The sequence below is a fragment of the Undibacterium sp. GrIS 1.2 genome (genome assembly GCF_040544435.1).
Taxonomy (GTDB): domain Bacteria; phylum Pseudomonadota; class Gammaproteobacteria; order Burkholderiales; family Burkholderiaceae_D; genus Undibacterium.
Map to the genome: position 1 here is coordinate 1 of NZ_JBEONP010000026.1, position 25051 is coordinate 25051.

Here is a 25051-nt window from a genome sequence, read left to right on the forward strand (position 1 = left end):
ACTTTCATCTTGCCAGAAATGGCCGCTCCTTTCTCATCTATTTTGCGCTTCTCGCAATAAAATTACTCTCCGGTGTTTCGTTTTGCAAGAACCTCCATCGTAATCACATTATCAGCAGGATTAAGAATAAGCGCCAGCCGATCATCTAGCAGCCGCCATGCCAAACTTACCCGCAATGACTTTGCCGCCCGTTGCATTGTCCAAATAATCGGCATAGTTCTGCATCATCACTTTTCTCTCATCAAGGAACATAGCGCGGTCGTAGGCTTCGCCGTAGGTGTCACCGGACGCATGGGATAGTTGACGATCAATAACCTCGTGGCGATAGCCTAGACGCTCTTTAATCACGCCCATGGCTAATGATCTAAAGCCGTGTCCTGTCATTTTGCCGCTGTAGCCCATGCGCTTCACCGCTGCCAAGATGCCCCAGTTGGTCGCTGCCACTTCGTGATCTCGCAGATTAGGAAAGAGGAATTTTCCCCCGCCCGTGTATTGGTGAAGATCGCGCAATAATGCCCAACCTTGGCGCGGTAAAAAAACATGGTGATCTACCTTGCGCGGATTGAGCTTCTTTTTGCCCATCTTCATGCGCTGCCATGGAATTACCCAGCTTTCATTTTCAAGGTCGATCTCTGCCCATTCTGTCGTGGTCAGTTCGCTAGTACGCACGAAGGTAAGCATCATCAATCGAAACATGACTCTGGTAGGCGGGTACATTCTGCCCTTGATCGCTTCAAAGGCGCGGATAAAGTCGGGTAGCTCGTCTGGTGTGATGGCAGCGTGATGGCCCTTGGCAGTGGCTTTGAGTGCGCCCCGTAGGTGTGGCACTGGGTCGGTTTCGGCTCTACCTGTCGCAATGGCATAGCGGAATATCTGCCCGCATACTTGCCCTTGGCGCTTTGCCATATCTACCGCACCCCGTTTTTCAATCTGTCGCAGTACATCCAGCATGACAGGCGCTTTGATCTCAGCAATAGGATATTTGCCGATCAACGGGAAAACGTCTTTTTCTAATCGGTGCAAGACGTTGGTGGCGGTGCGGGTTTGCCAAGACTCTAGTTTGTTGGCGTGCCATTCGCGGGCGATTGTTTCAAAGGTATTTGCCGCTGAAATTGCCGCTGTGGCTTTCTCTACCCGTTTTGCTTGTGCTGGGTCTAATCCTTTGGCGATTAGCTCCCGCGCTGCATCACGCTGTTCTCTGGCTTGTTTTAATGACACGTCATCATATTTGCCAAAGGCTAGAGTGTTGCGCCTTCCATTTAGGCGGTAATCCATGCGCCAATACCTTGCACCGTCTGTATTGACCAGCAAGTACATACCGCCACCATCGGATAAACGATAGTCTTTTTCCTTGCCTTTGGCATTGCGAACTTGAATATCAAGGAGGGGAGTGGCTAGTTTGGGCATTTTGACAGTACCTTGTTTTGACAGTATGAGAACTTGTGCCAAACATACTGTCAAAAGAATTGGATGTCAATGGACGTTAAAAACGCTTAGAGAACAAAAAAGCCCCTGTAGCACTAGGCTAGAGAGGCTTTTTCATACGTCTTTGGATGATCAAAAACGGTAATCTGGTGGTGATAGGTGGACTTGAACCACCGACCCCAGCATTATGAGTCCCAAACGACTTTTTAAATATTTTGAATAATCAGTTACTTACGATGCTTGCCAACTTTCATTCCCAATCTCACACAAGGGCAGTAAATTTATGGACCCTCTATCTACGACACAAATACGGCACAGTAATCATTACTATAAACCGTGGTCTATTTTTGTTAAGTATCAACGTGTCAGCTTTCCTGTAGATTAGTCCGTAGTTTGGATCTAATCTAAATTGCGAAAGATTTTCAGAATGCCAATTTTCATAAAACATCCAATATTTTCACACTGACTGATATAGATGGTCGATCGAGCTCAAGATATTCTTGCTTAAAGTATCAAAGTACTATCAACCTTGCTTGGCAGAGAGAAAAGCTAACTTTAGAAAATTTTGGTGTTGTTCCGAAATGATTTTTTTCTTTTTATTTGCATACTCATTATCGGGCTCAATCTGTAAAACATAATTTAGTCGACCCAATACTCGCTCATAAATGAAAGGATCAAATATGGGCGCTCTCGACACATTATCCACATTCTTCTCAAGTTCGTAGATCTGAGCCCTTAATGCTCTCTTAAATTCTTTTGGCGCTTTCATAACACCGCTTGAAATGGAAACACCAGTAACAATTTTCTTTGAGCGCTTAATTTTTAGTCTAATTTTTTCTGGATTTAATTGGAAATTTTTGTCAGACAAAATTTTAGAAATCAAGCTTGGCAGGTCTCTTGGTACTCTATTACCAGAAAAAGCTAAATCATCCGCATAGCGCGAGTATCTTAAATTCAAACGATCTGCTAACTGAGAGAATCGATAATCAAATCTTCTAAAGATTAAGTTACTGAGTGCAGGACTTGTACAGGCTCCTTGAGGAATCGCCCCATTTAGACAACAAATGTGTGAAAGGAAGTTTGCTATTTGCCTCGTTTCATCGATCGAATGAAAAACTCCGAAAACCATTTGCCTGGTAATGTTTGAAAAAAAATCTTTGATATCCACCGTTAATAGTTCTTCACCGTTCAAATGATTCGAGGCGTGCATGATCGCATTCCTATTTTTAGAAAACGCGTAAGATGCAAAGTGCACTTCCTGTGACCTTAACGTCTTTTGAAAGATAACTTTTTGAATAGATCCGAGGGAGGGATATGGGCATGTGATACGTCTCTGCCCGCCTTTCCTTTTCGGTATCAGAAACGAACGATAGTATTTTTCAGGGGCAGCAAGAATCGAACCAATGAGCGACGGGAAGAAAGGATCATCAATTTCAAAATATGATAGTAGACAGGCGAAGTTTTCCATTGATAGTATAGGCTGGGACCAACCATTACGAGCTCTCATTTTTCATATCAATAGTATTCACGTCAGTGAATAATATTGAACTGTGGCTGCTTCGCGCCTTTTGAAGCAGTCACAGTTAATTTTAATTACTGGCTAAAAGCAGCCTTATTGATGAAGGCGAATACACCTTCGATTGCTAATGGGAGACCCCAGCAAAAAAATTATACACGATGTTGCCAACGGGGCAAGAAATTTCTAGTGTAGGTGCAAAGAGTTACAGGCCTTTTCGTTTTTGAGATTAGATTTAATAAGGACAATTTTTCGTTATCTAAATTTTCCGACAAACAAACAAATTTTCCATCTCTAACAATAATATTTTGCTCCAATAGAAATACCATCGAGCTAAATATTAAAATTGGCGAAAGGTTATAAGTTGTGTGAAGCTCATATAAATTATGCCACTTTCTATCTTTAAGGACAGAAACAAATTCTTTGATCGCAATTTTTTCATCCTCAGACATTTTATCCTGCCCGTTTTAGAAGGGTTCTAAATGGCACATTATCTACAAGTTTCGCCCACCAAAAAACGGGGAAAACATTGTTAGGACAATTATCACTTTCTGCACAATAGAGTGACTCACTAGAATTAAATCCCAAAGTAAAATCAGTGAGTGATTTATTCTTATACTTTGGTGCAAGTTTGCTTTCAATAGCGATCATTATTTGTCGATATTTCTCACTTGTATCTGAATCAAACTCTTCGGATATAGCTTTTTTCATCGGGAGAAACGAAAAAATTTCGCACCCAGTAGTAGCAGATAGAGAATCGATACCAAATTGCATTCCAGAATAACTAACACAATAAAATTTTGTACTCTCGGCAATTTCGTCAGTCAATAATCGTTTGAGCCAATTCATGTGTTTAATGAACTTTTGACCAGAACCAATAAAATCGTCTAATAATACGACTGATTGATTCTTCGAAATCTTTTCCACAGCGTTCGGTATATTGGAAATAAACCGCGAATGCCATTTATCAATCGGTTCTATCTTATTTTTCAATCTTTGCAATACCACCTGAGAGCCATCTGGTTCACGTGCATTTGCCAAAGCGACGACCCAAGTTGACTGTGGTACTAACCCCCATTGTTGGAACTTTCCCTCAATCGCTGCACAAGCATCTCTCTCTTTCGCTGCATCAAAAATAACAAACTTCTTGATCAATAGCTTCAGAAGCTCTTGTTGTTCTCTGGTTTCACAAATATTCCACAAAGCTGCAATCTCTTCGTGTTGATGTTTTACCCAAGGCTGGGCATCAAACAGTTCAATCATGTCATACAGCAAGTCTGCTGAAATCTTTTCTGCAACTATGGACATTAGTTCATCTCAATTTAATCGATATACGTATTTATACATATTAACAACATTGCTGGCAGTAATTTATTATTTTGAACTCATCCAAAAAAACACTCAAGTTCATCGAGTAAATTAAAACAACTTAATTTAAGATTTGATTTTTTTTAAAATTCTCTGCCTGCTCAAAAATTTCAACATACACCTCATCTCGCTCGACAGGCGGGTAGCCAAACTCATCAAGCAATAGAATCAGCCCAACTTTTAAAGCGGACTTGATGTCATCTCGCTTGTTCCAATCAGGGAACTTAGCTTGACCATCAACTAGATCTTTGACTGCTTTCGCCAATTCAATTAGTCGGTCTTCTGGGTATCTGAAGTCATACTTCGCGCAGAGTTCTTTGAGAATGTCGTAAAACGCCTTTTCCTCAAAATTAATTCCTAAGCTATCACCTGCCGCAAATTCCTTGTGCACTTCCAGGATCAAGTTGGTAAGTTGTTCCGCCATTTCTTCATAGACTTCACTACGTAAAATATCACTTTCATCACGTTCATTATATTTCTCGACGAGAGCCTGCATTTTCTTTGAGAAGTCAGTGCCCTTAACCTTATTGACCTTTTTCATTTCTCCAATAACTTTTGCAAGCAATTGTTGAAGCAACTTGATCTTCGTATTTGGTAATTTGATTTTATCAATCTTTGCCAAGTAATTTTCGTCAAATAGGTCTTGTTCAGTTTCATTGTCATCGCCTAGCTTAAAGATTTCTTGCACACCGTCACTTTGCAAGGCGTCTTTGATCATTTCTCTCACTTTGGCATTCATCTGCGCAGTATCAGGTGCATTGCCCTTAGTCAGTTTGAACACGATTGACCGCACTGCAAGGTAGAAATGGGTAGTATCACGCTCAATCTGAGTTAATTTTTCGCTGCCTGCGCAGATATCATAGGCTGCCTTCAAACGCTTCACCAAGCCCATAAATCGGGTTTCGATATCTTTGGTTTGTTGTGCAAACTCCGCCGCCAAATTCAAGGTATTTAATTGCTGAAGTTCAGTGCCACTGAAATATTTTATGCTGTCAAACTTGTGAAAGAGTTTCGACAAAAGATCCAAGTGATTTCTAACGATGATTAAGGACTCTGCAATATCCTCAAAATTATCTTTGTCGCCTTTACCGTATGTGGCAAGAGCCAAATTCATTTGTTTTTTGATGCCAATATAATCGACAACCAGGCCTTTGTTTTTGCCTTCAAATTTACGGTTTACCCTTGAAATTGTCTGAATGAGATTGTGCTGCTTAATTGGCTTATCGATATAGATACTGTCCAAGAACGGAACATCAAAACCAGTCAACCACATATCAACAACAATGGCGATTTTGAAGTTTGAATTTTCGTTCTTAAATTCAGCGTCGAGCGTCTTTCGGTAGTCGGAAGTCCCAAGTAATTTATAAAGAGTTTCATCGTCATCTTTACCTCTGGTCATGATCATCTTGATCCGCTCCATTGGTTTGATTTTTTGTTTTTCTTCCTCCGTTAATTCAACACCGTCTGCAGCAACTTTGATTTCGTCCCACTCAGGGCGTAAGGCAATAATCCTTTTGTAGAGATCGTAGGCAATTTCGCGGCTACTACAAACAAACATTGCCTTGCCTTTTACAGTCGCACCTTCTGACACCCTATTTTCATAATGTGCCACAAAGTCCTCTGCAACAGCCTGCAGTCGTTTTGGATCACCCAATATGGCGTCCATCTTCGCCGATTCATCTTTGCTTTGTTCAATTTGATATTGATTCGCACCAGCATCCGCGGCTTCTTGGTAATACGTCTCGATCTTCTCTAATTCAGTATTATTCAACGCGACTTTAGCGGCTCGGCCCTCGTACACAATTCTGACTGTGATCTCATCTTTGACCGATTCAGTCATGGTATAGGCATCGACAACTTTGCCGAACACATCCAATGTGGCATCGATAGGTGTTCCAGTAAATCCAACGAAAGTCGCATTTGGTAAAGAATCATGCAGGTACTTGGCGAAGCCAAACGTTTTAGTCACGCCTTTTTCAGTGATTTTTACTTTTTGGTCTAAATTAATCTGACTACGATGCGCCTCATCTGAAATACAAATCACATTATTTCTGTCAGTGAGTAATTGCGCATCTTCGGTGAATTTATGGATAGTCGTCAAAAACACGCCACCGCTTTGGCGCCCCTGAATCAATTCACGTAGCTTGGCGCGGCTCTCCACACTAACGATCGTACTATCGCCAATAAATTTCTTAGCGTTGGTGAACTCACCCGCTAATTGATCATCCAAATCAGTGCGATCAGTAATCATCACAATCGTGGGGCTAGCAAAATGCTCACTCTTCATCAGCAGCCGAGCAAGGTAAAGCATCGTAAAACTTTTACCGCAGCCGGTAGCGCCGAAATATGTGCCGCCTTTACCATCGCCTTCTGGTTTTTGCGCTAACTTGATATAGTCGAACAAGCGTTTGGCGGCGTAATACTGAGGATAGCGACAAACGATTTTTTCATTCTTTTTAGAAGAGTCGGGAATGTAAATGAAATTGCGGATAATATCGCGCAATCGGTTCTGATTGAGCATGCCTTGCACTAAGGTGTACATGCTATCAATACCATCTACGTCTTTGGCTAAACCAGCAACCCGACGCCACGCATAGAAAAAATCATAAGGTGCAAAAAATGACCCTGCTTTATTATTGACTCCGTCGCTAATTACACAAAACGCATTGTATTTAAATAGCTCAGGGATATCCCGACGATATCGCACGGTCAACTGGTTAAAAGCATCGAAAATAGTTGCTTCTTCACGTATTGCACTTTTGAATTCGAATACCACCAACGGAAGCCCATTGATGTAAATAATGCCGTCTGGGATACGTTTTTCTGAACCAAGAATTTCTAACTGATTGACGAACTTATAGATATTAAAATCGGCTTTGTATTCAGTCAAATCTTGCGCGACATTTACTGTATCTAAATCCGGTGCAGAAAGTTGCGTTTCTAAACCATTGTAATCAATCAGCTCAATATGGATATCTTTTTGATTGCGATCTTCCCGCTTCAAAATAAAACCATCACTCAACCAACGAAGTATAGTTTTATTACTTTCATACAAATCACTGGCAGGCAAACTTTTTAGTTGTAGAAGAATCGATTTGGCTTCCGTCACAGTGAGTTGTTGATCGGCGTATTTGCTAGTTAAGTAACTAAGTAAATCTTCCTCAATCAACACCTCATCCAACGCTCGGCTGACACTATTACCCAGCTGATGCGGAAACTTTTCAACTTCCAGCAAATCAATAAAAGCCTTTTCTAATTTTTCCTCTGTGAATTTCATGTGCGGTATGTTCCTATTTTTTTGATGCCGCACACAAGCAGCCCTTCAATCTTTATCTTACCGTCTTGATTCTGATAAAAAAGGATGTAGCTGTTGTTCATAGGTCTAGTTTTCTATGGTTGCGATTTTTGAGAGAAGGACATCATTCAAATCAGTTAACTTGCAATTGAAGTTTGAATAATTTCTAAGTAAAACATTAATATTTCTTATGATTTTCTCAAATTTCTCCATAATTCCTGGATTCGGGGTAAGTATAGGAATCGATTGGATGTTATATAGCGGCAACTTACCTTGAACTCCGCCAACTGTTCTCATTTCAATTACTCTCTGCCCAATTGATGAATACAAGTAGTGGTAGATGAAGTCAGAATTAATATTCTCAAAATTTGTCAGCCTTACACAATTCTCTGTAAGATTTGCTTTATCTAGCGACTCATCAACTACGTTTATCATTCCAATTGTTCCTACGATTGAAACTATGACATCACCGTTCGAAACAACGTAGTGTGAAATTGTTTTTTGCGTTTCATCGTCAACATATTGAAATTTTTCATTTAAAACGACAAATTTTGAATTGCTCATATCAGCAACTTTAATATATGGCCTTCCTGAATTTTCATCATTTAATTCTTGCCCCTTTGGCAATCTTTTCCCTCCCTTAATTTCGCAAAAATCAGAAAGCTTATTTACGTTCCATTTTTCTGGGACCTCGATTTCCAATTCCTTATTCGGCACCAATTTGCCACCACTGCTTTTATATGGTCTTCCGTTTTCATCAGGAAATTCGAAATCCACAAACCATTCCTTGTAGATCGCCTGCGCGGTTTCTTCCAGCATTTGTATTAGTTTCTGATTCAGGACAATGCGATTTTGGATGATTTTGTATTCCTTGACGATTTCTTTTTGTTTAGCGATAGATGGCACAGGCAAGAGAGTGTTACGCATCGATTCCCAATCAAATAGTTCACGTGCACTACCGTGACTCATGAATCTGGCATACCGATCAAACTCAGGCCTTCGAAACCACATCATTAAATACTCTGACAGGAGCTCGTTAGAATCGATTATTTCGAAAGAAAAATAAGCCTGCGAAATAATCGCCCGCTCAACTTCCTCGAGCAAGGCAACGGAAATTTTGTCACCGTTTCGCGAAGTGACTGGTCCATAAGCAAATTGATTTTTTTTGATAATTTTGTAAGTCGACATATCCGTGCCAATAGTATTGGCAATGGAGGGAATAAATTTCTTTTGAATGCTGACGCCCAAAAGCAAATCGACTGATTTTTCAACGTCGCGAATATCTACCTCGCGAATGAAGTTACCTAAAGGCTTAAAGTTTGATCTCATAGCCCAACTCTTTAAATACACTCAGCAAGTCATTTTTTGAACTTATTTCGGCTTTGAGCATTTCTGCAAATTCCTTTTGTAAGCCAAGCATTTTTTCATCGAAATTGATATTTTCATCTCGATTAACAAATGCAATGTATTTACTGGGAACGAGAGAAAAATCTTTCTTGATAACTTCATCAAGTTGGGCTGCGTAGCAGAACTCAGGAATGTTTTCTATCGCTATACTTTGCCACTGATGATATGTACTGGCGATCTGTCGAATATTTTCGTCGGAAAACTGTGTAAATTTCTTCTCAAATGGCACACCCATTTGACGCAAATCCATAAACAAGATTTCACTTTCACGATTACGGTATTTGCGTTGTTCATCACCGATATTTTTGCTCTGGAATTTTTTGTTTTTATTTAGAATCCATAGCGTGACGCTGATGTCGGTGGTATAGAATAAATTTCGTGGCAACACCAAAATCGCTTCCACCAAATTATTTTCTATCAGCTTTCTGCGGATTTTGTATTCTTCACCACCACCACTAAGCGCACCATTAGCCAAGATAAAACCAGCCACGCCATTGTCGGATAGTTTGCTCACCATGTTGAGAATCCACGCATAGTTGGCATTGCTCTTGGGTGGTACTTCGTAACCACGCCAGCGCGGATCGTCTCTAAGTTCGTTTTCCGCTCGCCAGTCTTTTTGATTGAAAGGCGGATTGGCCATGATGTAATCGGCTTTGAGGTCTTTGTGCTGATCGTCGGCAAACGTGTCAGCGGCTTTCTCACCCAAGTTGCCGCTGATGCCGCGTATCGCGAGGTTCATCTTGGCGAGTTTGTACGTCGTGTTGGTGTATTCCTGCCCGTAGATTGAGATCTCTTTTTTGTTGCCGTGGTGGTTTTCAATAAATTTCATTGACTGTACAAACATGCCGCCTGAACCGCATGCTGGATCGTAAATGATGCCTTTGTAAGGCTCGATCATTTCGGCGATGAGATTGACGATACTCTTAGGGGTATAAAATTCTCCCTTGCCTTTGCCTTCCGCCAGCGCAAATTTAGAGAGGAAATATTCATACACGCGGCCGACAATATCCTGCTCTTTGTCTTTGAGTGTATCGATATCGTTGATGGTGTCGAGCAGGGAGGCGAGTTTGGTGATATCTAAACCCAAGCGAGAAAAATAATTGTCGGGCAATGCGCCTTTGAGGGCTTTGTTATTTTTCTCGATGTGATGCAGCGCGGTATCAATTTTTAAAGCAATATCGTTTTGCTTGGCATTTTTGATGATATAGCTCCAGCGGCTTTCTTCATCTAAAAAAAACACATTCGCCTGATTGTAGAACTCAGCCATCTCAATGTATTTTTCCTGCCCCTTCGCAATCAGAGATTTGCGGTGCTCTTCAAACTTATCGCTGGCAAACTTCAGGAATATAAGCCCCAGAACGACGTGCTTGTATTCGGCAGGTTCCACACTACCGCGCAACTTGTTAGCGGATTCCCATAGCGTTTCTTCTATGCTCTTTTGTTTAACTTCTTTTTTCGCCATGATTTTTTGGTGCCTAGATTAAGTAAAAATTTTATCTTTTCGTAAGTGTGATTTTAATACAAAGCAACTTGATTTTTAGGCAATCTTGAATCAATGTGCAAATTAACTTTTTCGGTCAATGAAGCCTTTACAACAGTTTATTAATTCACAAAATAGTTAATAGAACAATGGACATCTCGCCACAAATGAAAGTGAGTGTAATTTCATTGCGCAAGCGACTGTACGCTAACTGAGATTTGCGGTGAATTTTGGATGTCTGTAAAACTGCAAGAACCCAAATATTGTTTAGCACCGCGCGAATATGGCCAACAGGAATGAGACCAAAACGGCCGCAAAAGAGGTTAGTTCGCCTCAACCGCAGTGGTCTACATGGGGGCTAAAGCGCCCCCATACCCTGCCAATTTGTATTCCAAAATCGACGCGCTTGACAAGCTTTTTTAAACGCACAATAATGTGCTCACCAAGACGAGATCATCTGCCATGAATTTGTGGCAGAAAACAGAATCAGCAATATAAAATCATTCCCATTTTTTACGTAGTTTGTAAAAAATGTAGTAATATAGTTTTGTCAGGCAACTGGCATCGTTCAAAAGAGCTGCCTCTTGCAGCATACGAAAAACATCCAGTATTTTTGAATGTTTTTTAAATCAAAATGCACGGCCTCGGTCGATGCACGTCCCAACAAAAGCTAGCTTGCTTGGCTTTTTAAATCACAAAAACGTCCCATTCGTTTATTGGCTCGCGCCAAAATCAACACAAGAATGTGTTTTCGCACGTCCTCGTTTTTGAGTTCAACTCATTAAAATCATGCAGTGCCTTCGTGCGCTGCCATCGTCAGTACGCCCGCTTTCGCGGTGAGTACTGAAAATATCAAATAGGGCTTTCGGTTCTCGACAAGCGCCTTCAATCACATCAAAAAATTTCCAAGCTTCGTGCTTGGCATGGGTGCAGTCAGGCGGCCGACCCATGAAAATAATCCTCGACTTGGTACTCGACAAGGCCGCCTTTTGTTCTTTTTTTGCATTTGAAAATTTAACGATAAGGGGGTCATATGACCGTTTTACAGGCGCACATCAAAAGCGCAAAGCATGAAGACTACACACCGAAGCAATACGCGCTGCGCCGCGCATTGCAACACCGTACCACCAAGCCGCCTCGAACACGCGGTAACCCGCATGAAAGCTCATTCTTGAGGGGGGGATATGAAAGATAGACACTTAAGAGCAAGGCTGCCAGGCGCTGAATATACGGCATTAAAAATCGCCGCAGATCTATCTGGTTTAACCATCAGCGAACACGTTCGTTGCGTTTTACAACGCGATCAACAAGCGTTAGAGCAAGGAGATGTTTTAGCAAAAATTGACGCGAAACTCGCCTGCATTGCACCAACTTCGGAGCCACAAAATTCCACCGCAGACTTGGAACCTTTGTTGGTCGAACTCTTGTTTCTCATCCGCGAATTAGTCGCCGAACGCAATGCCCAAGTGCTGGGTCGCGTTGCTAACCAACTTAACAGTCTTTATCCAACGAGGAAAAAAGTATGAGCGATCCAATTATTGACCATTTTGCAATTTGGTTCCGACGCACGCTGCTATTTATCGTGGTGGCGTTACTGCAGGCAATCGCACTTTCATTGTGGGTGCTGTTAGTTGAAATTCACGTGACGAACAATGATTTACAGTTTTGGTTGCGTGCAGCTTGGTCTCCTACAATTGACAATAAATTGCCGGCGGTAATTCTTTATGGCTCATTAGCGATCGGTATATTAACGACGACGGTATTTTATCTTCTGGTCAGTAAATGGTGGAAAAAGCGTGGTGACGTCCACCGGCGCGGCGCACGATTTGGCGAAGGAGAAATGTAATGAAAGACCTGTTCAAGAGCTTCTTGGGCGGGTCGTCCACCCAGTGTGACGCGATCACACTGGGTGGTGTACCGCTCCCCAAAGAATCAGAAAATTTACATTGTTTGCTTGCAGGCTCAACTGGCACAGGCAAAACAACCTTAGTGGATGAGATTTTAAGCATCGCCATTCCACGCCATGACCGTGTCATTGTTTGCGATCCGAGTGCGTATCATCTTAGTCGCTTCGCCCAAGCGGGTGACACGGTATTAAATCCGTTCGATCGCCGCAGTCCTGGCTGGTCTGTTTTTAATGAAGTGCGCAAAGACTTTGATTATGATCGCCTTGCACGCTCGTTGGTGCCAGATGGTCATGGCAGCGATAAACAATGGCACCACTATGCCCAAGTGTTATGCGCAGAGACGATGCGCGCCTTGATGCTGCGCGGCGATGGTAATACTGAAAAACTGATGCACTGGTTGACGATTGCCAAAGCCGAAGAACTTGCCACATTATTGGCTGGAACACCAGCGCAAGGCCTATTCGATAAAGATGCCGTCAAGGCGTTGGCATCGACTCGCTTCATTCTGACCACCCAACTTAACCCACACAAATATTTAAAACCGGGTGAATTCAGTTTGCGTACTTGGTTGGAAAGTGGCCGAGGCAATTTATATCTGACCTGGCGTGAAGACATGCAAACTGCCTTGATGCCATTGATCAGCACGTGGACGGATATCGTATCAAATGCGGTACTCAGTTTGGCGGCCGACCGCGAGCGGCGTATCTGGTTAATACTCGATGAATTGGGTGCGCTAGGTAGACTCAATTCACTGGAAAGTGTGTTAACCAGAGGCCGTAAACATGGCTTATGCGTGGTCGCAGGACTGCAATCGACTGCGCAATTAGATCGCACCTATGGACGCGAATCGGCCATTGTTCTGCGAAGTTGTTTCCGAAATTTAGTCGTGTTTGCCGTCGCCAAGAGCGACCCGGACACGGCGGAAATGCTCTCTCGTTCCTTGGGTGAACGTGAAGTGGATCGGCAACAGCATTCACGTAGTGAGGGGCCGAACGGTATCACAAAGGGTGTCAGTTTGCAGCGCGTGTCAGAGCGTATTGCGATTGCCAGCCAGATTACCGAGTTGCCCAACCTCTCTGCCTTTTTAGCGCTGTCCGGTGATACGCCGACCCGACGCATTCAAGTCACGCCGCGCAATCTGCCGCAGATCACAAAATCCATGGAGGAATAAATGTTAAGTTTAGCCAAAGTCGCCACCGGCACAGCCGCTGCGAGTTACTACGAAGACACCAACGATTACTACAGCAAAGATCACGCACCCTCATGTTGGCAAGGTGAAGGCGCGCAACGCTTAGGCTTGCAGGGCGAAGTGGATGCCGCCACTTTCCGAGATTTGTTAGACGGTAACATGCCTGACGGCAGTCGAATCCACAATGCCGCGGAAGGGCGGCGTGGTGGTACGGACTTCACCTTCAGTGCGCCCAAAAGCGTGTCGATGCAAGCCTTGGTCGGTGATGATCACAGGCTCATCGATGCGCATGAAACAGCAGTCGCCCGTACCTTGGAGTATGCACAAGGATTAGCTGCCTACCGCGTTACAGAAAATGGTGTGACACAACGTGAAGCGAGCGGCAATTTGATCATGGCCTCCTTCAGACACGATCTGAGTCGGGCGCAAGACCCCAATCTGCACACACATGCCGTGGTACTCAACGCGACGCAAAGGCCAGATGGTGAATGGCGGGCGTTAGAGCAAACCGATTTCTATCACCAAAAGATGTTGATGGGCGCGATGTATCGCACGGAGCTGGCCTTGGAAGTGCAACATCTAGGCTACGAAGTACGTTTGACGCATGCGGACGGCCGGTTTGAGTTGGCGCATATTGATGCCAATCAAATCGAGGTGTTTAGCACGCGGAGTCAGGCGATTGAATCAGCCTTAACTGCCAAAGGCAAGACGCGAGAGCAAGCTACTGCACGAGAAAAGGAGGTCGCCAATTTATCCACTCGTGATAAAAAAACCGAGGTGGATCATCAAGCCTTGCACCAACACTGGCAGGACAAAAGTCGAGAGCATCGTATCAACTACCAGCCAGATCTCACTTTGACGGCATCGAGTGCGGAAACACGGGACGCGGCTGCACAGAGGGCGATTGGCTATGCGATTGCGCATACCACTGAACGGCAAGCTATCGTTAGTCAAGCGACCTTAGTGCGGGCTGCGCTCGAACATGGCACAGGGCGCACGAATCTGGCTGCGATCCAAGGTGAAATAATCCGTCAGACGCACAGCGGTCAATTAATTACTGCGGGTAAGCGCTACACTTCAGACGCCGCACAGCAGCGCGAACGTGACATGCTCAATGTTGCCGCCCGTGGCCGAGGTGCGATGGTGTCGATCATGAGCGAGCAACAAGCGACACACCGACTGGCCGCGACTTCCTTGAACGATGGCCAGCGTGCCGCCGCTGTGATGGTACTGAGTACGCAGGAAAGAGTCGTCGCGATTCAAGGATCTGCAGGTACTGGTAAAACCACGATGCTACGCGAAGCAAAGGCGCTGGCCGAAGCACGGGGTTACCGCGTGCAGGGCTTGGCACCGTCGGCAGCGGCTGCACATGAGCTAATGAAAGCAGGTATTTCGAGCCAGACCTTGAGCGCATTTCAGGCTAAATCGCACGCTGGACTCAATGATAAGACCATCTTATTGGTAGACGAAGCTGGAATGGTTGCGGCCAAAGATATGCATCAGGTATTGCATGCTGCAGAAGCTGGCGGTGCACGTGTTGTACTCATTGGCGACACGCAGCAATTGAAAGCGGTGGAGGCAGGTCGTCCATTTGCGCAGTTGCAGGACGCTGGTATTACCCGTATTGAAATGGGAGAGATTCAACGACAAAACGATGCCCAGTTAAAGCACGCGGTTGAATTGGCTTCCAAGGGCAATGTTGAGCACTCGCTGGCGGTACTCAACAAACACGTTCAGCAAATAGATAGTGATCGTGACCGCTATACCCAAATTGCCAAGGACTATGTGGCATTGGCGCCGCGCGAACGCGCCGAGACTTTGGTGGTGGCTGGCACGCACATGGCACGTACGGCAATTAATGACAATGTGCGGCATGAGTTAGGGTTGACGAATCAAGGGGTGGAGGTGGCCACGCTAACACGCAAGGATTTGACGCAAGCGCAATCACGGATGAGTCTGTCTTACCAAGCAGGCGATGTGGTGCAAGCCAGAAAAGATTACACAACGCTTGGTTTGCAGCGGGGCGAATTTGCCCTTGTCGTTGGGGCGGAACAAGGAAAGGTGACTCTGGAACGATCTGATGGTGAGCGGGTGCAATGGAGTCCTGCCTTGCAGACTAACATCAATGTGTATCAAGAAAATGTGCGTGAGCTTAGTGTGGGGGATCAGGTGCGTTTCACCTCCAATGATCGTGTTCAAGGATTCATTAATGGTGATCGCGCTAAGGTGATTGATATTGATCACGAAAGGCAAGTGGTGAATGTGGAGACGGCAAAAGGCAGCATTCTCTCGCTTGATTGGAATAATTATTTACACCTCGATCATGGTTATTGCACGACGATCCATGCGGCACAAGGGCAGACCGCCGAACGGATATTAATTGAAGCGGACACCAAAAGTACCACGGCAAACGAGAGTGCCTATTACGTGGCGATTAGTCGGGCGCGTTCTGAAGTCAAAATCTACACAGATGATAAAGAGCTTTTACCTGAATCTATGGGGCGAGAAGACTGCAAACATGCAGCCTTAGATATTGATAAAGCTAGTCTTGAAGCGGATTTCGGGCTTTAAGCTCCGCATGAGTAACGATATTAAACTTAAGAAAATTTCAGTATGCGTACACTCGATCTCGAAGAAGCTGCTGCCTTTCTTAAAATGCATCCGGAGGAAGTGCGGCGACGCGCAAAGTTGGGCTATTTGCCTGGGGCTAAGCCAGGGAAATCATGGGTATTCCTTGAAAACGATCTTGCCGAATATGTGCGTTCACACTATGCTTATCCACGGCAAGCGTTGCAAGTGACCCCGACAAAGGAGAAAGAACAATGTCACTTATTAAACGCGGTAATACGTGGTGGATCGACTTTACCACGACGTCAGGAGAGCGAATTAGACGCTCTGCTGCAACAAAAAGTAAGACTGAGGCGCAAGAACTGCACGACAAGCTAAAAGCGGAATCGTGGCGAGTCCAAAACCTTGGGGATAAACCAAAGCGTACTTGGGATGATGCTGCTTACAAATGGTTGATGGAGACTCAGTATAAGAAGTCGCATCTTGACGACGTTTCAAGAATTACTTGGTTCCAGCGACATTTTAGAGGCAAGTTGCTTGACGATATGACGCGGGATCTAATCGCACAGGTGGCGGAAATAAAGGCGAAGGAAACAAGTCCCTCAACAGCAAATCGTTTCCTTGCGTTAGTTCGAGCAATCTTACGTAAAGCAGCATTTGATTGGGAGTGGATCGATAAACCTCCAGTTATTAAGCTATATCGTGTGCAGAAAACGAGGATTCGCTATTTGACTCCTGTTCAGGCAAACATACTTTTGAATGAATTGCCTGAGCACTTGGCAGATATGACAAAGTTTTCTCTGGCGACGGGACTAAGAAAAGCGAACGTCACCAAGTTGGAATGGTCGCAGGTGGATATTGCGCGGCGGGTAGCGTGGATTCATGGCGATCAGGCTAAAGGGGGAAAGCCGATTCATGTCACATTGAACGCTACGGCACTTGAGGTATTGACTAAGCAAATTGGTAAACACGCAACAGCGGTGTTCACTTATAAGGGAAAGTCAATTACTCAAGTGAATACTAAGGCGTGGCGTACAGCTCTAAAACGTGCAGGAATTGATAATTTTCGCTGGCATGATTTGCGGCACACTTGGGCAAGTTGGCTTACCCAGCAAGGTGTTCCGCTTAACGTGATACAGGAAATGGGGGCGTGGGAGTCACCGGAGATGGTGCGGCGGTATGCACATTTGGCTCCTGAGCAGTTCACAATGCATGCACGTGTTGTTGATGATTTGCTCAGCGGCACAAATTCGGCACAGTCCTAGAACCAAAAAGGGCTTACATCGCTGTAAGCCCTTGAATTCTGGTGGTGATAGGTGGACTTGAACCACCGACCCCAGCATTATGAGTGCTGTGCTCTAACCAACTGAGCTATATCACCAAGAAGCCCGAAATTATGCCATTTCGACTTGGGGGTGTCAATATTAAAATCTGATTTTCCGCTGTTGCGATGGCTGTTTTGCTTTTTAGATTAGGAATTTTGATAAGAAATTGCTTGCTCTAGTATGGCTGCTGTCGGATTTTGTCCTAGACAATCAATCACAATGCGTTCTGGAATTGACCTTAACCAGGTGAGTTGGCGCTTGGCTAACTGGCGGGTGGCGATGATGCCGCGTTCGTGTAGTTCTGGGTAGTCGATGATGCCGTCCAGATGTTCCCAGGCTTGGCGGTAACCTACGCAGCGCATGGATGTCATGTCTGGGTTGAGGTCGCCGCGCTGGCGTAGTGCGCGGACTTCGTCCAAAAAGCCTTGCTCCAGTATGATGTCGAAACGTCGGGCGATACGTTGATGTAAAACCGCCCGGTCGGATGGTTCTAGCGACAGCGATAGCATGTCAAATGGCATTTCGCTTTTGGGTTGTAGCGCTAGTAATGAGGACATTGCCTGGCCGGTCAGTGCGATGATTTCTAATGCGCGTTGGATGCGTTGTGTATCGTTTGGTTTTAATCGGGCGGCGGTAATCGGGTCTAGTGCGGCGAGCCGTGCGTGCAATGCGGGTGTGCCGTCGCGTGCAGCTTCGGCATCCAGTTCTGCTCGGATTGCCGGGTTTGCCGCGGGCAGATCATCCAGGCCGTTGACCAGTGCTTTGAAGTACATCATGGTGCCGCCAACTAGCAGCGGTAATTTGCCTCGGGCGTGGATATCTTCTACTAAACGTTTGGTATCGGTTAAAAATTGGGCGACCGAATAGGCTTCGCTGGGATCGATGATGTTGATCAGGTGATGCGGTACGGAGGCGAGTTCTGCTGCGCTTGGTTTTGCTGTACCGATATCCATTTCGCGGAATACCAATGCGGAATCGACGGAGATAATTTCTGATGGAATATGGCGTGCGATTTCCAGCGCGGCGGCAGTTTTGCCAGACGCAGTTGGGCCCATGATGGCGATGACTTTGGGGCGGGTATTCAATTTATTTTATTCAATTTATTTTTCAACTTATGTTCATTTTTTATTGACCGCGCAAAAACATTTTGTCGAGGTCATTCAAGCCCATCTGTACCCAGGTTGGACGACCATGGTTGCATTGATCGGCGCGTTCAGTGAGTTCCATCTGGCGTAGCAGTGCATTCATTTCTATCACCGTCAGATTACGATTGGCGCGCACGGCGGTGTGGCAGGCCAGAGTGCCGAGCAATTCGTTGCGACGGTCAATTAGCACTCGTGATCCGCCAAATTCTCTGACTTCACGTAATACATCGCGTGCCAGTGATTGCGCGTCAGCATTCTTGAGTAGCGCTGGCACAGCACGTACCGCTAGTGTAGTTGGCGAGATGGCGGCGATATCAAATCCCAATGATTGTAAAACCGCCTGATGCTCTTCCACCGTGCCGACTTCAATCCCGTCGGCATAAAAAGTAATAGGGATGAGCAACGGTTGTACTGGCATACTGTTTTCATCCAGCGCATTTTTTAGTTGTTCGTACAAAATGCGCTCATGTGCTGCATGCATATCCACCAGCACCAGACCCTTGCTATTTTGTGCCAGCACATAAACACCATGTAGCTGCGCCAGTGCGAAGCCTAACGGATGCTCATCATTGGGTAACTCGCTGCCCGCAAAGCTGGCAGTGTTTGTCTGCGTGAGCGCATCGCCCATAGGATTGAGATCGCGTGCAAACAGCGCCCCATAGCTTTGCGTCGTCTGTGCAACGCCGCCTTGCGGATTGTTTTGTGGCTCAAAAGCGTAGCCACTAAATTCTCTTGGCTTAGCGCTGAATTCCTGACTAAATTGTTGGCTAAATGATGTTTGCTCGCCACTCGTCCAGGGGATTTTTCCGCTACCGTTATTAGTTGATCCCATTGCAGTGGCAGGGGCGGGCACTGTGCCAAACGATGTTGCCGAAGTTTGTGCCAATGCACGACTAACAGCATGGAATACAAACTGATGTACAGCACGGCCATCGCGGAAGCGGACTTCAATTTTGGATGGGTGTACGTTGACATCGACAAGTGCAGGGTCTAAATCTAACGCTAATACATAAGACGGGTAGCGGTCTCCGTGCAATACATCCTGATACGCAGCGCGTACTGCATGGGTTAATAATTTATCGCGGACAAAGCGGCCATTGACATAAAAATATTGGGCATCAGCTCTGGCTTTGGAAGCTGTCGGCAGACCTGCAAAGCCGTGCAGGCGCAAAGGGCCTGCGCTCTCATCCAGTGCCAGCCGGGCATTGGCGAAAGCGTCGCCAAGAATATGGGCACTGCGTTTATCAATCGCGCTGATGTTCCAGTGATCAACGGCTTTGCCATTATGCGACAGTGAAAATGTCACATCGGGACGCGCCAGCGCAATTCTGCGGACGATCTCGGCGCAATGACCAAATTCTGTCTGTTCTGATTTAAGAAACTTACGGCGTGCGGGCGTGTTGTAATACAAATCCTGCACATCCACAGTCGTCCCTTGCGCGCCAGACGCGGGTGAGATTTTGCCATTCTCAATTTGCCAGGCATGCGGCGCTTCTGCTGTGCGAGTCGTTAATGTCAACAAGGCGACCGAGGCAATCGAGGCAAGTGCCTCACCGCGAAAACCCAGGGTTGCCACATTCTCCAGATCGGTTAACGAGGCAATTTTTGAGGTGGCATGGCGTGCTACTGCAAGTGGCAATTGGTCGGCAGGAATCCCGCGTCCATTGTCGCTAATCGCTATCCGTTTGACGCCGCCTTCCTCTAAGCGGATCTGGACGCTGGTAGAGCCGGCATCCAGAGCGTTTTCTAGTAATTCTTTGACCACAGCCGATGGCCGCTCCACAACTTCACCCGCAGCGATTTGCGATATCAGTTGATCGGGTAGCGCCAAAATAGGGCGGGGTGAGGGGGATGCAGGGGATATATTTGGTGTCGCGTTCATCCGCAGATTATACCTGTGCTAAGTACTAGATTCTGCGATCTGTTGGTGTATGATTGCGCCTCTACCCGGGAGACTTATGGATTTTGTAAAGTTGTTAGACATGATTTTGCATGTCGATAAATCATTAGGATTGTTTATCGCGCAATATGGCACCTTGGTGTATGTGGTTTTATTTGCGATCATTTTCTGTGAAACTGCCTTCGTTATTTTTCCATTTTTGCCAGGCGACTCGCTCTTGTTTATTGCCGGCACATTCTGCGCTCGCGGGGACATGGATCTGGCGCTATTGATGGTGTTGCTCATCACGGCATCGATTAGTGGCAACTCTTTAAATTATTGGATAGGTAGTTTAATCGGCCATAAAGTGTTAGAGCGAGATTTCCGGTGGATAGATAGAAATGCCATCAAAAAAACGCATGAATTTTATGAAAAGCATGGCGGTAAAACAGTAGTGCTGGCGCGCTTTATCCCCTTAGTGCGTACGTTTGCGCCATTTGTGGCGGGTGTGTCGGACATGACGCATAGAACATTTCAGATATACAACGTCATCGGTGCTTTGTTTTGGGTATTCTCGGTGGTGTTGAGCGGTTACTTTTTTGGGAATATTCCTTTTGTCCGTGACCACCTTAATTTGATTGTATTAATCGGTGTTGGTGCGGCTGTTTTCCCTATTGTTTTGGGTGCTCTTTGGAAATTAGGTAAGCGATTTTTGAAAAAGTGATTTCTCAGTGGCTAGCTAAGTTGACCTCGGCTAAAGTGAATGAATAAAGCGCAGCACACTATTTGGCTTAAGCAGCAAGCGCCGGTTAAGCCGGCGCTGGGTCAAGTTTGTAATGGTTGTGGTGTGTGTTGTACAGCAGAACCCTGTCCAGTGGCCAGGGTTTTTTTATGGCAGCGGCACGGTGCTTGCCGTGCTTTGCAGTGGCAAGATACTGAGAAAATTTATCGCTGCGGTTTGCTGGTGCAGCCAAGGGATTATTTGCGTTGGCTGAGATACGTTTTAAAATGCGTACCGCTGAGTTGGCAAACGGAGGCAGAAAAAATAATCCAGCGAGTAATACGACGCTGGATTGCATCCGGTATTGGCTGTGATTCAGACGCTGAAATCCTTGCCGTTAGCGACGATTCTTCAGCTTAAATTTCTTCAGCTTAAATTCAGTCTGACGTTTAAAACTAATCCAACACTAAGTCAATCTGTTCTTCGCCAGCGGCGGGTTCTTAGCAAAATACTTTTTTATCCCTTTGACAATCGCATCTGCCATTTGATCCTGATAAGCATCGTCGGTCAGTTTAGCTTCTTCTTCCGGATTGGAGATAAATGCTGTCTCGATCAGAATACTGGGGATGTCTGGTGCTTTGAGTACCGCAAAGCCCGCCTGTTCGACCGAGCCTTTGTGTAAGTCGTTAATGCCTTTGATCTCATTCAGAACGACTTTACCCAACTTTAGGCTGTCGTTGATTTGCGCCGTCGTGGATAAGTCCAATAAGACGCTGGCCAGTTGTCTGTCATGAGTTTTAATATTCACGCCGCCAATCAGATCTGCCGAATTTTCTTTGTTTGCCATCCAGCGTGCCGCAGTGGAGCTGGCTCCTTTTTCTGATAGCGCAAATACGGAAGAGCCGCGCGCGCTGGAATTAACAAACGCATCTGCATGTACCGACATAAATAAATCGGCCTGCACCGCCCGGGCTTTTTGTACCCGCATATTCAGCGGCACAAAAAAATCCGCATCGCGTGTCAGCATCACGCGCATATTGGGTTGCTGCTCAATTTTGGCCTTTAAACGCTTAGCAATCGACAGTACGACATCTTTTTCCCGGCTGCCGCCACGCCCGATCGCACCGGGGTCCTCGCCACCATGACCTGGATCAATTGCGATCGTGATCATACGGGTTAGGCCGGAAATTTTTTCTGGTGCTTTATTTGTCTCGGAGTTTGCCGGATCAGGTTTATTTTCTAGTTTATTCCCAAACTTTAATTCGGGCTTGATTTCGGGTTTCAATCCCGGGCTATCGGGTTTAGATGGAGTCAGATCTTTTGGTAGTTCAGTATTCCAGTTGCCCTTTTCTATCATCACAGCGATAGGATCGGGCGGGTTGGATGGGTACAGATCAAACACTAAGCGATGTTTGTAATTGCCGACTGGCTGTAACGTAAATACTTGTGGATTGACTTCTTCTTTCAGATCAAACACCAGCCTGACGACATTCGGGCGATTTTGTCCTACCCGTACTTGTTTGATGTAGGGGTCGTTAGATTGAATTTTTGCGACTAATTCTTTGAGAGTAGGGTTCAGTTCTATCCCTTCAATGTCTACGACCAGACGCTCTGGATTTTTGACGATGAAATGGCTAGTCTTTAAGTCGCTGTCATTTTCCAGCGTGACGCGGGTATAGTCGTCAGCGGGCCAGACGCGTACTGCCAAAATTTGGGCCGCCTGCGCAATATTCGGGATAAGACTGGGAACAGTGATGGAAATGAGTAGCGTGCTCCCCGCCTTGAGGAAGGTGCGCCGGGTTTTTACGCCTTTAGTTATAACCTCAGCTGCGTCTACTGAAGCCTCATTTTGGCTTACAGATTGGGAGCGAAATTCAATTTTGCTAAACATGCATTACCTTTGTCAGACAAGGCTTGCAATTCTACCTTACGCCCCTCGCCTGCGACGCTTAAAAAGATGTTCAAATCGGCGGGTGGCAAGATACCATCGGCTTTTTCTGGCCATTCGACTATACAAATTGTGCTGTCATTGAATTCTTCGCGGAAGCCAGCTTCTAAAAATTCTTCTGGGCTAGTCATCCGATACAGATCAAAATGCAGAATATTCACCGCTTGCCCATGCAATTGCACGGTGTAAGTTTCGACCAGGTTATAGGTGGGACTTTTGACATGGCCCTGATGTCCTGCTGCATGCAGCATGGCGCGGGTCAGGGCGGTTTTACCTGCACCCAGATCACCGTGTAAATAAATACTCAGTCCGGCTTGCAGGTGCAATGCCAGACGTTTGCCCAGAGCTTGTGTGGCCGCTTCATCCGCGAGGGTCGTTTTATAATGAGACATTTGCTGTAAGACTAAACATGAAATTTCAATTCTTCAATTCACAGGACTTGCGCAAAGCTGCCCTAACTACTTTGCAGCGGCTAGGCGTACTAGAGTGTTGGTGTCGTCGCTACGCCTTGCTGGGACAATTTTGCGTAAGTTCTAATTCAGATGGCTTTGCTGCTTGCCATCATTATCTCAGGCTCGCATTGTATTTGCCATTAGCGCAGTCACCATCAGCGCAGTCGCCATCATACCGCGCCGGATCTCCGTATGCATGATTTAGCCGATTTGTCTGCATTGGCAGATCAGATCAAAGCTTGGGGCAAAGAGCTGGGCTTTGCCGAGTTGGGGATCGCCGACGTTGATTTGTCGCAGGCCGAGCCGGGTTTGCAAGCATGGCTGGATGCCGGTTATCACGGGCAGATGGCGTATATGGCATCGCACGGCATGAAGCGCGCTCGTCCGGCTGAGTTGGTGCCGGGTACGGTGCGGGTGATTTCTGCTCGCATGAATTATTTGCCCAAAAGTGGTGACGGCGATTGGCGCGTCAAAGAAAAATCCCATGGTGCTGATACCGCCGTCATTTCTGTCTATGCCCGTGGCCGTGATTATCACAAAGTATTGCGTAATCGTTTGCAGCAATTGGCGGAGCGGATTGAAGCCAGTATCGGGGCATTGGGTTATCGCGTGTTTACTGATTCTGCTCCCGTGATGGAAGTGGCTCTGGCAGAAAAAGCAGGTATAGGCTGGCGTGGAAAACACACTTTACTATTGAGTCGGGAAGCCGGATCGATGTTTTTTCTGGGAGAGATTTTGGTAGATATTCCCTTGCCGGTGGATGCGCCGATCAGCGACCATTGCGGGCAATGTAGCTCGTGCATCAGCGTTTGTCCGACCCAGGCGATTATCGCGCCATATGATTTAGATGCCCGCCGTTGTATCTCTTATTTGACGATAGAACTGCACGGTAGTATTCCAGTGGAATTGCGCCCGCTGATCGGTAATCGTGTCTATGGTTGCGACGACTGCCAGCTATTTTGTCCGTGGAATAAGTTTGCTCAAAAGGCGAGTGTGGATGATTTTGAGGTGAGAAATGGTCTGGATAGCGCCAGCATGGTGAGCTTGTTTGCCTGGACTGAGCCGCAGTTTATGCGCTACTTGGAGGGTAGTGCGATCCGCCGTATTGGACATGAGCGCTGGTTGCGTAATCTGGCCGTGGGTTTGGGTAATGCTGCCAGTTCTTTACGTGGCGATAAGACCATCGTCAGTGCCTTGCAAGCACGCTTGACGCACCCGTCTGATATGGTCAGAGAGCATGTCCGCTGGGCTTTGCATCAGCATGGAATTGCGTTTGTGTCTGCTGACGCTACTGACGTTGGTAGTTAGCTTGCAGTCAGTTCTGAGCCAGTTCATAGTAAGTAAGTCTTAAAGACTGTTTATTATATACTGGTATGGTGTATTTTTAGTTGTCCAGGTAATCGCTGGTCAATAAGGCTAAAATTAA

Annotated in this window: 21 protein-coding genes and 1 tRNA gene; 9 read left to right on the top strand and 13 right to left on the bottom strand. The window is 45.8% G+C overall.

What is annotated here, in order from left to right; all coding sequences use genetic code 11:
* Window positions 1-141: 141 nt before the first annotated feature.
* From AAKU61_RS12530 to AAKU61_RS12560, 7 genes are all read right to left on the bottom strand, one after another.
* The gene (locus AAKU61_RS12530; protein ID WP_354332681.1) at window positions 142-1407 is read right to left on the bottom strand and encodes a tyrosine-type recombinase/integrase; all 1266 of its coding nucleotides are present in this window, start codon (window positions 1405-1407) and stop codon (window positions 142-144) included.
* 541 nt (window positions 1408-1948) lie between these two features.
* Window positions 1949-2932: a reverse transcriptase family protein gene (locus AAKU61_RS12535; RefSeq protein ID WP_354332683.1), complete on the bottom strand. Its 984-nt coding sequence runs from the start codon at window positions 2930-2932 to the stop codon at window positions 1949-1951.
* 161 nt (window positions 2933-3093) lie between these two features.
* Window positions 3094-3393 (bottom strand): hypothetical protein, encoded by a 300-nt coding sequence (locus AAKU61_RS12540; protein ID WP_354332685.1) that lies wholly within the window; start codon window positions 3391-3393, stop codon window positions 3094-3096.
* 1 nt (window position 3394) lies between these two features.
* Window positions 3395-4249 carry a phosphoribosyltransferase-like protein gene (locus tag AAKU61_RS12545; RefSeq protein WP_354332687.1) on the bottom strand — a complete coding sequence of 285 codons (855 nt, stop codon included), beginning with the start codon at window positions 4247-4249 and terminating at the stop codon, window positions 3395-3397.
* Between the two features lie 121 nt (window positions 4250-4370).
* Window positions 4371-7586, bottom strand: coding sequence for a type I restriction endonuclease subunit R (locus tag AAKU61_RS12550; RefSeq protein ID WP_354332689.1), 3216 nt, complete (start codon window positions 7584-7586; stop codon window positions 4371-4373).
* A 105-nt stretch (window positions 7587-7691) separates the two neighbouring features.
* Window positions 7692-8933, bottom strand: coding sequence for a restriction endonuclease subunit S (locus AAKU61_RS12555; protein WP_354332691.1), 1242 nt, complete (start codon window positions 8931-8933; stop codon window positions 7692-7694).
* A complete protein-coding gene (locus AAKU61_RS12560) occupies window positions 8917-10473 on the bottom strand; it encodes a type I restriction-modification system subunit M (protein ID WP_354332693.1) in 1557 nt (518 codons plus the stop codon). The genes AAKU61_RS12555 and AAKU61_RS12560 overlap by 17 nt, the downstream gene beginning before the upstream one ends.
* Before the next feature lie 1202 nt (window positions 10474-11675).
* Here AAKU61_RS12560 and AAKU61_RS12565 point away from each other — a divergent pair.
* Genes AAKU61_RS12565 through AAKU61_RS12590 form a run of 6 tightly spaced genes read left to right on the top strand, consistent with a single transcriptional unit; the run spans window position 11676 to window position 17420 of the window.
* Entirely contained in the window at window positions 11676-12017 is a 342-nt protein-coding gene (locus AAKU61_RS12565; RefSeq protein ID WP_354332695.1) for a hypothetical protein, read from the top strand.
* The gene (locus AAKU61_RS12570) at window positions 12014-12337 is read left to right on the top strand and encodes a hypothetical protein (protein ID WP_354332697.1); all 324 of its coding nucleotides are present in this window, start codon (window positions 12014-12016) and stop codon (window positions 12335-12337) included. Before AAKU61_RS12565 ends, AAKU61_RS12570 begins: the two co-directional genes overlap by 4 nt.
* Window positions 12337-13569, top strand: coding sequence for a type IV secretion system DNA-binding domain-containing protein (locus AAKU61_RS12575; RefSeq protein ID WP_354332699.1), 1233 nt, complete (start codon window positions 12337-12339; stop codon window positions 13567-13569). Before AAKU61_RS12570 ends, AAKU61_RS12575 begins: the two co-directional genes overlap by 1 nt.
* Window positions 13570-16158: a MobF family relaxase gene (mobF, locus tag AAKU61_RS12580; protein WP_354332700.1), complete on the top strand. Its 2589-nt coding sequence runs from the start codon at window positions 13570-13572 to the stop codon at window positions 16156-16158. It begins immediately after the preceding gene.
* Window positions 16159-16200: 42 nt separating this feature from the next.
* Window positions 16201-16533, top strand: a complete 333-nt coding sequence (locus AAKU61_RS12585) for a helix-turn-helix domain-containing protein (RefSeq protein WP_354332702.1) — start codon at window positions 16201-16203, stop codon at window positions 16531-16533.
* Window positions 16419-17420, top strand: a complete 1002-nt coding sequence (locus AAKU61_RS12590) for a tyrosine-type recombinase/integrase (RefSeq protein ID WP_354332766.1) — start codon at window positions 16419-16421, stop codon at window positions 17418-17420. Before AAKU61_RS12585 ends, AAKU61_RS12590 begins: the two co-directional genes overlap by 115 nt.
* Window positions 17421-17459: 39 nt before the next feature.
* On the opposite strand, the gene AAKU61_RS12595 is transcribed toward AAKU61_RS12590, so the two are convergent.
* The 3 genes from AAKU61_RS12595 to mutL all read right to left on the bottom strand — a co-directional run bounded on the left by AAKU61_RS12595 (window position 17460) and on the right by mutL (window position 20507).
* Window positions 17460-17536 (bottom strand) — tRNA-Met (locus AAKU61_RS12595).
* 90 nt (window positions 17537-17626) lie between these two features.
* On the bottom strand, window positions 17627-18565 hold the full coding sequence (gene miaA, locus AAKU61_RS12600; RefSeq protein WP_354332704.1) for a tRNA (adenosine(37)-N6)-dimethylallyltransferase MiaA: 939 nt from the start codon (window positions 18563-18565) through the stop codon (window positions 17627-17629).
* A 40-nt stretch (window positions 18566-18605) separates the two neighbouring features.
* The gene (mutL, locus tag AAKU61_RS12605) at window positions 18606-20507 is read right to left on the bottom strand and encodes a DNA mismatch repair endonuclease MutL (RefSeq protein WP_354332706.1); all 1902 of its coding nucleotides are present in this window, start codon (window positions 20505-20507) and stop codon (window positions 18606-18608) included.
* A 76-nt stretch (window positions 20508-20583) separates the two neighbouring features.
* Here mutL and AAKU61_RS12610 point away from each other — a divergent pair, with 76 nt between their 5' ends.
* Complete coding sequence (locus tag AAKU61_RS12610) at window positions 20584-21228, top strand: VTT domain-containing protein (RefSeq protein ID WP_322119960.1); 645 nt, start codon at window positions 20584-20586, stop codon at window positions 21226-21228.
* An 85-nt stretch (window positions 21229-21313) separates the two neighbouring features.
* On the opposite strand, the gene AAKU61_RS12615 is transcribed toward AAKU61_RS12610, so the two are convergent.
* From AAKU61_RS12615 to tsaE, 3 genes are all read right to left on the bottom strand, one after another.
* Window positions 21314-21583, bottom strand: coding sequence for a hypothetical protein (locus AAKU61_RS12615; RefSeq protein WP_354332708.1), 270 nt, complete (start codon window positions 21581-21583; stop codon window positions 21314-21316).
* A gap of 108 nt (window positions 21584-21691) precedes the next feature.
* Window positions 21692-23116 (bottom strand): N-acetylmuramoyl-L-alanine amidase, encoded by a 1425-nt coding sequence (locus AAKU61_RS12620; RefSeq protein ID WP_354332710.1) that lies wholly within the window; start codon window positions 23114-23116, stop codon window positions 21692-21694.
* A complete protein-coding gene (tsaE, locus tag AAKU61_RS12625; RefSeq protein ID WP_322119957.1) occupies window positions 23080-23565 on the bottom strand; it encodes a tRNA (adenosine(37)-N6)-threonylcarbamoyltransferase complex ATPase subunit type 1 TsaE in 486 nt (161 codons plus the stop codon). The genes AAKU61_RS12620 and tsaE overlap by 37 nt, the downstream gene beginning before the upstream one ends.
* Before the next feature lie 17 nt (window positions 23566-23582).
* Here tsaE and AAKU61_RS12630 point away from each other — a divergent pair, with 17 nt between their 5' ends.
* Window positions 23583-23825, top strand: a complete 243-nt coding sequence (locus AAKU61_RS12630) for a hypothetical protein (protein ID WP_354332712.1) — start codon at window positions 23583-23585, stop codon at window positions 23823-23825.
* Window positions 23818-24933, top strand: coding sequence for a tRNA epoxyqueuosine(34) reductase QueG (queG, locus tag AAKU61_RS12635; protein ID WP_354332714.1), 1116 nt, complete (start codon window positions 23818-23820; stop codon window positions 24931-24933). Before AAKU61_RS12630 ends, queG begins: the two co-directional genes overlap by 8 nt.
* Window positions 24934-25051 lie beyond the last annotated feature (118 nt).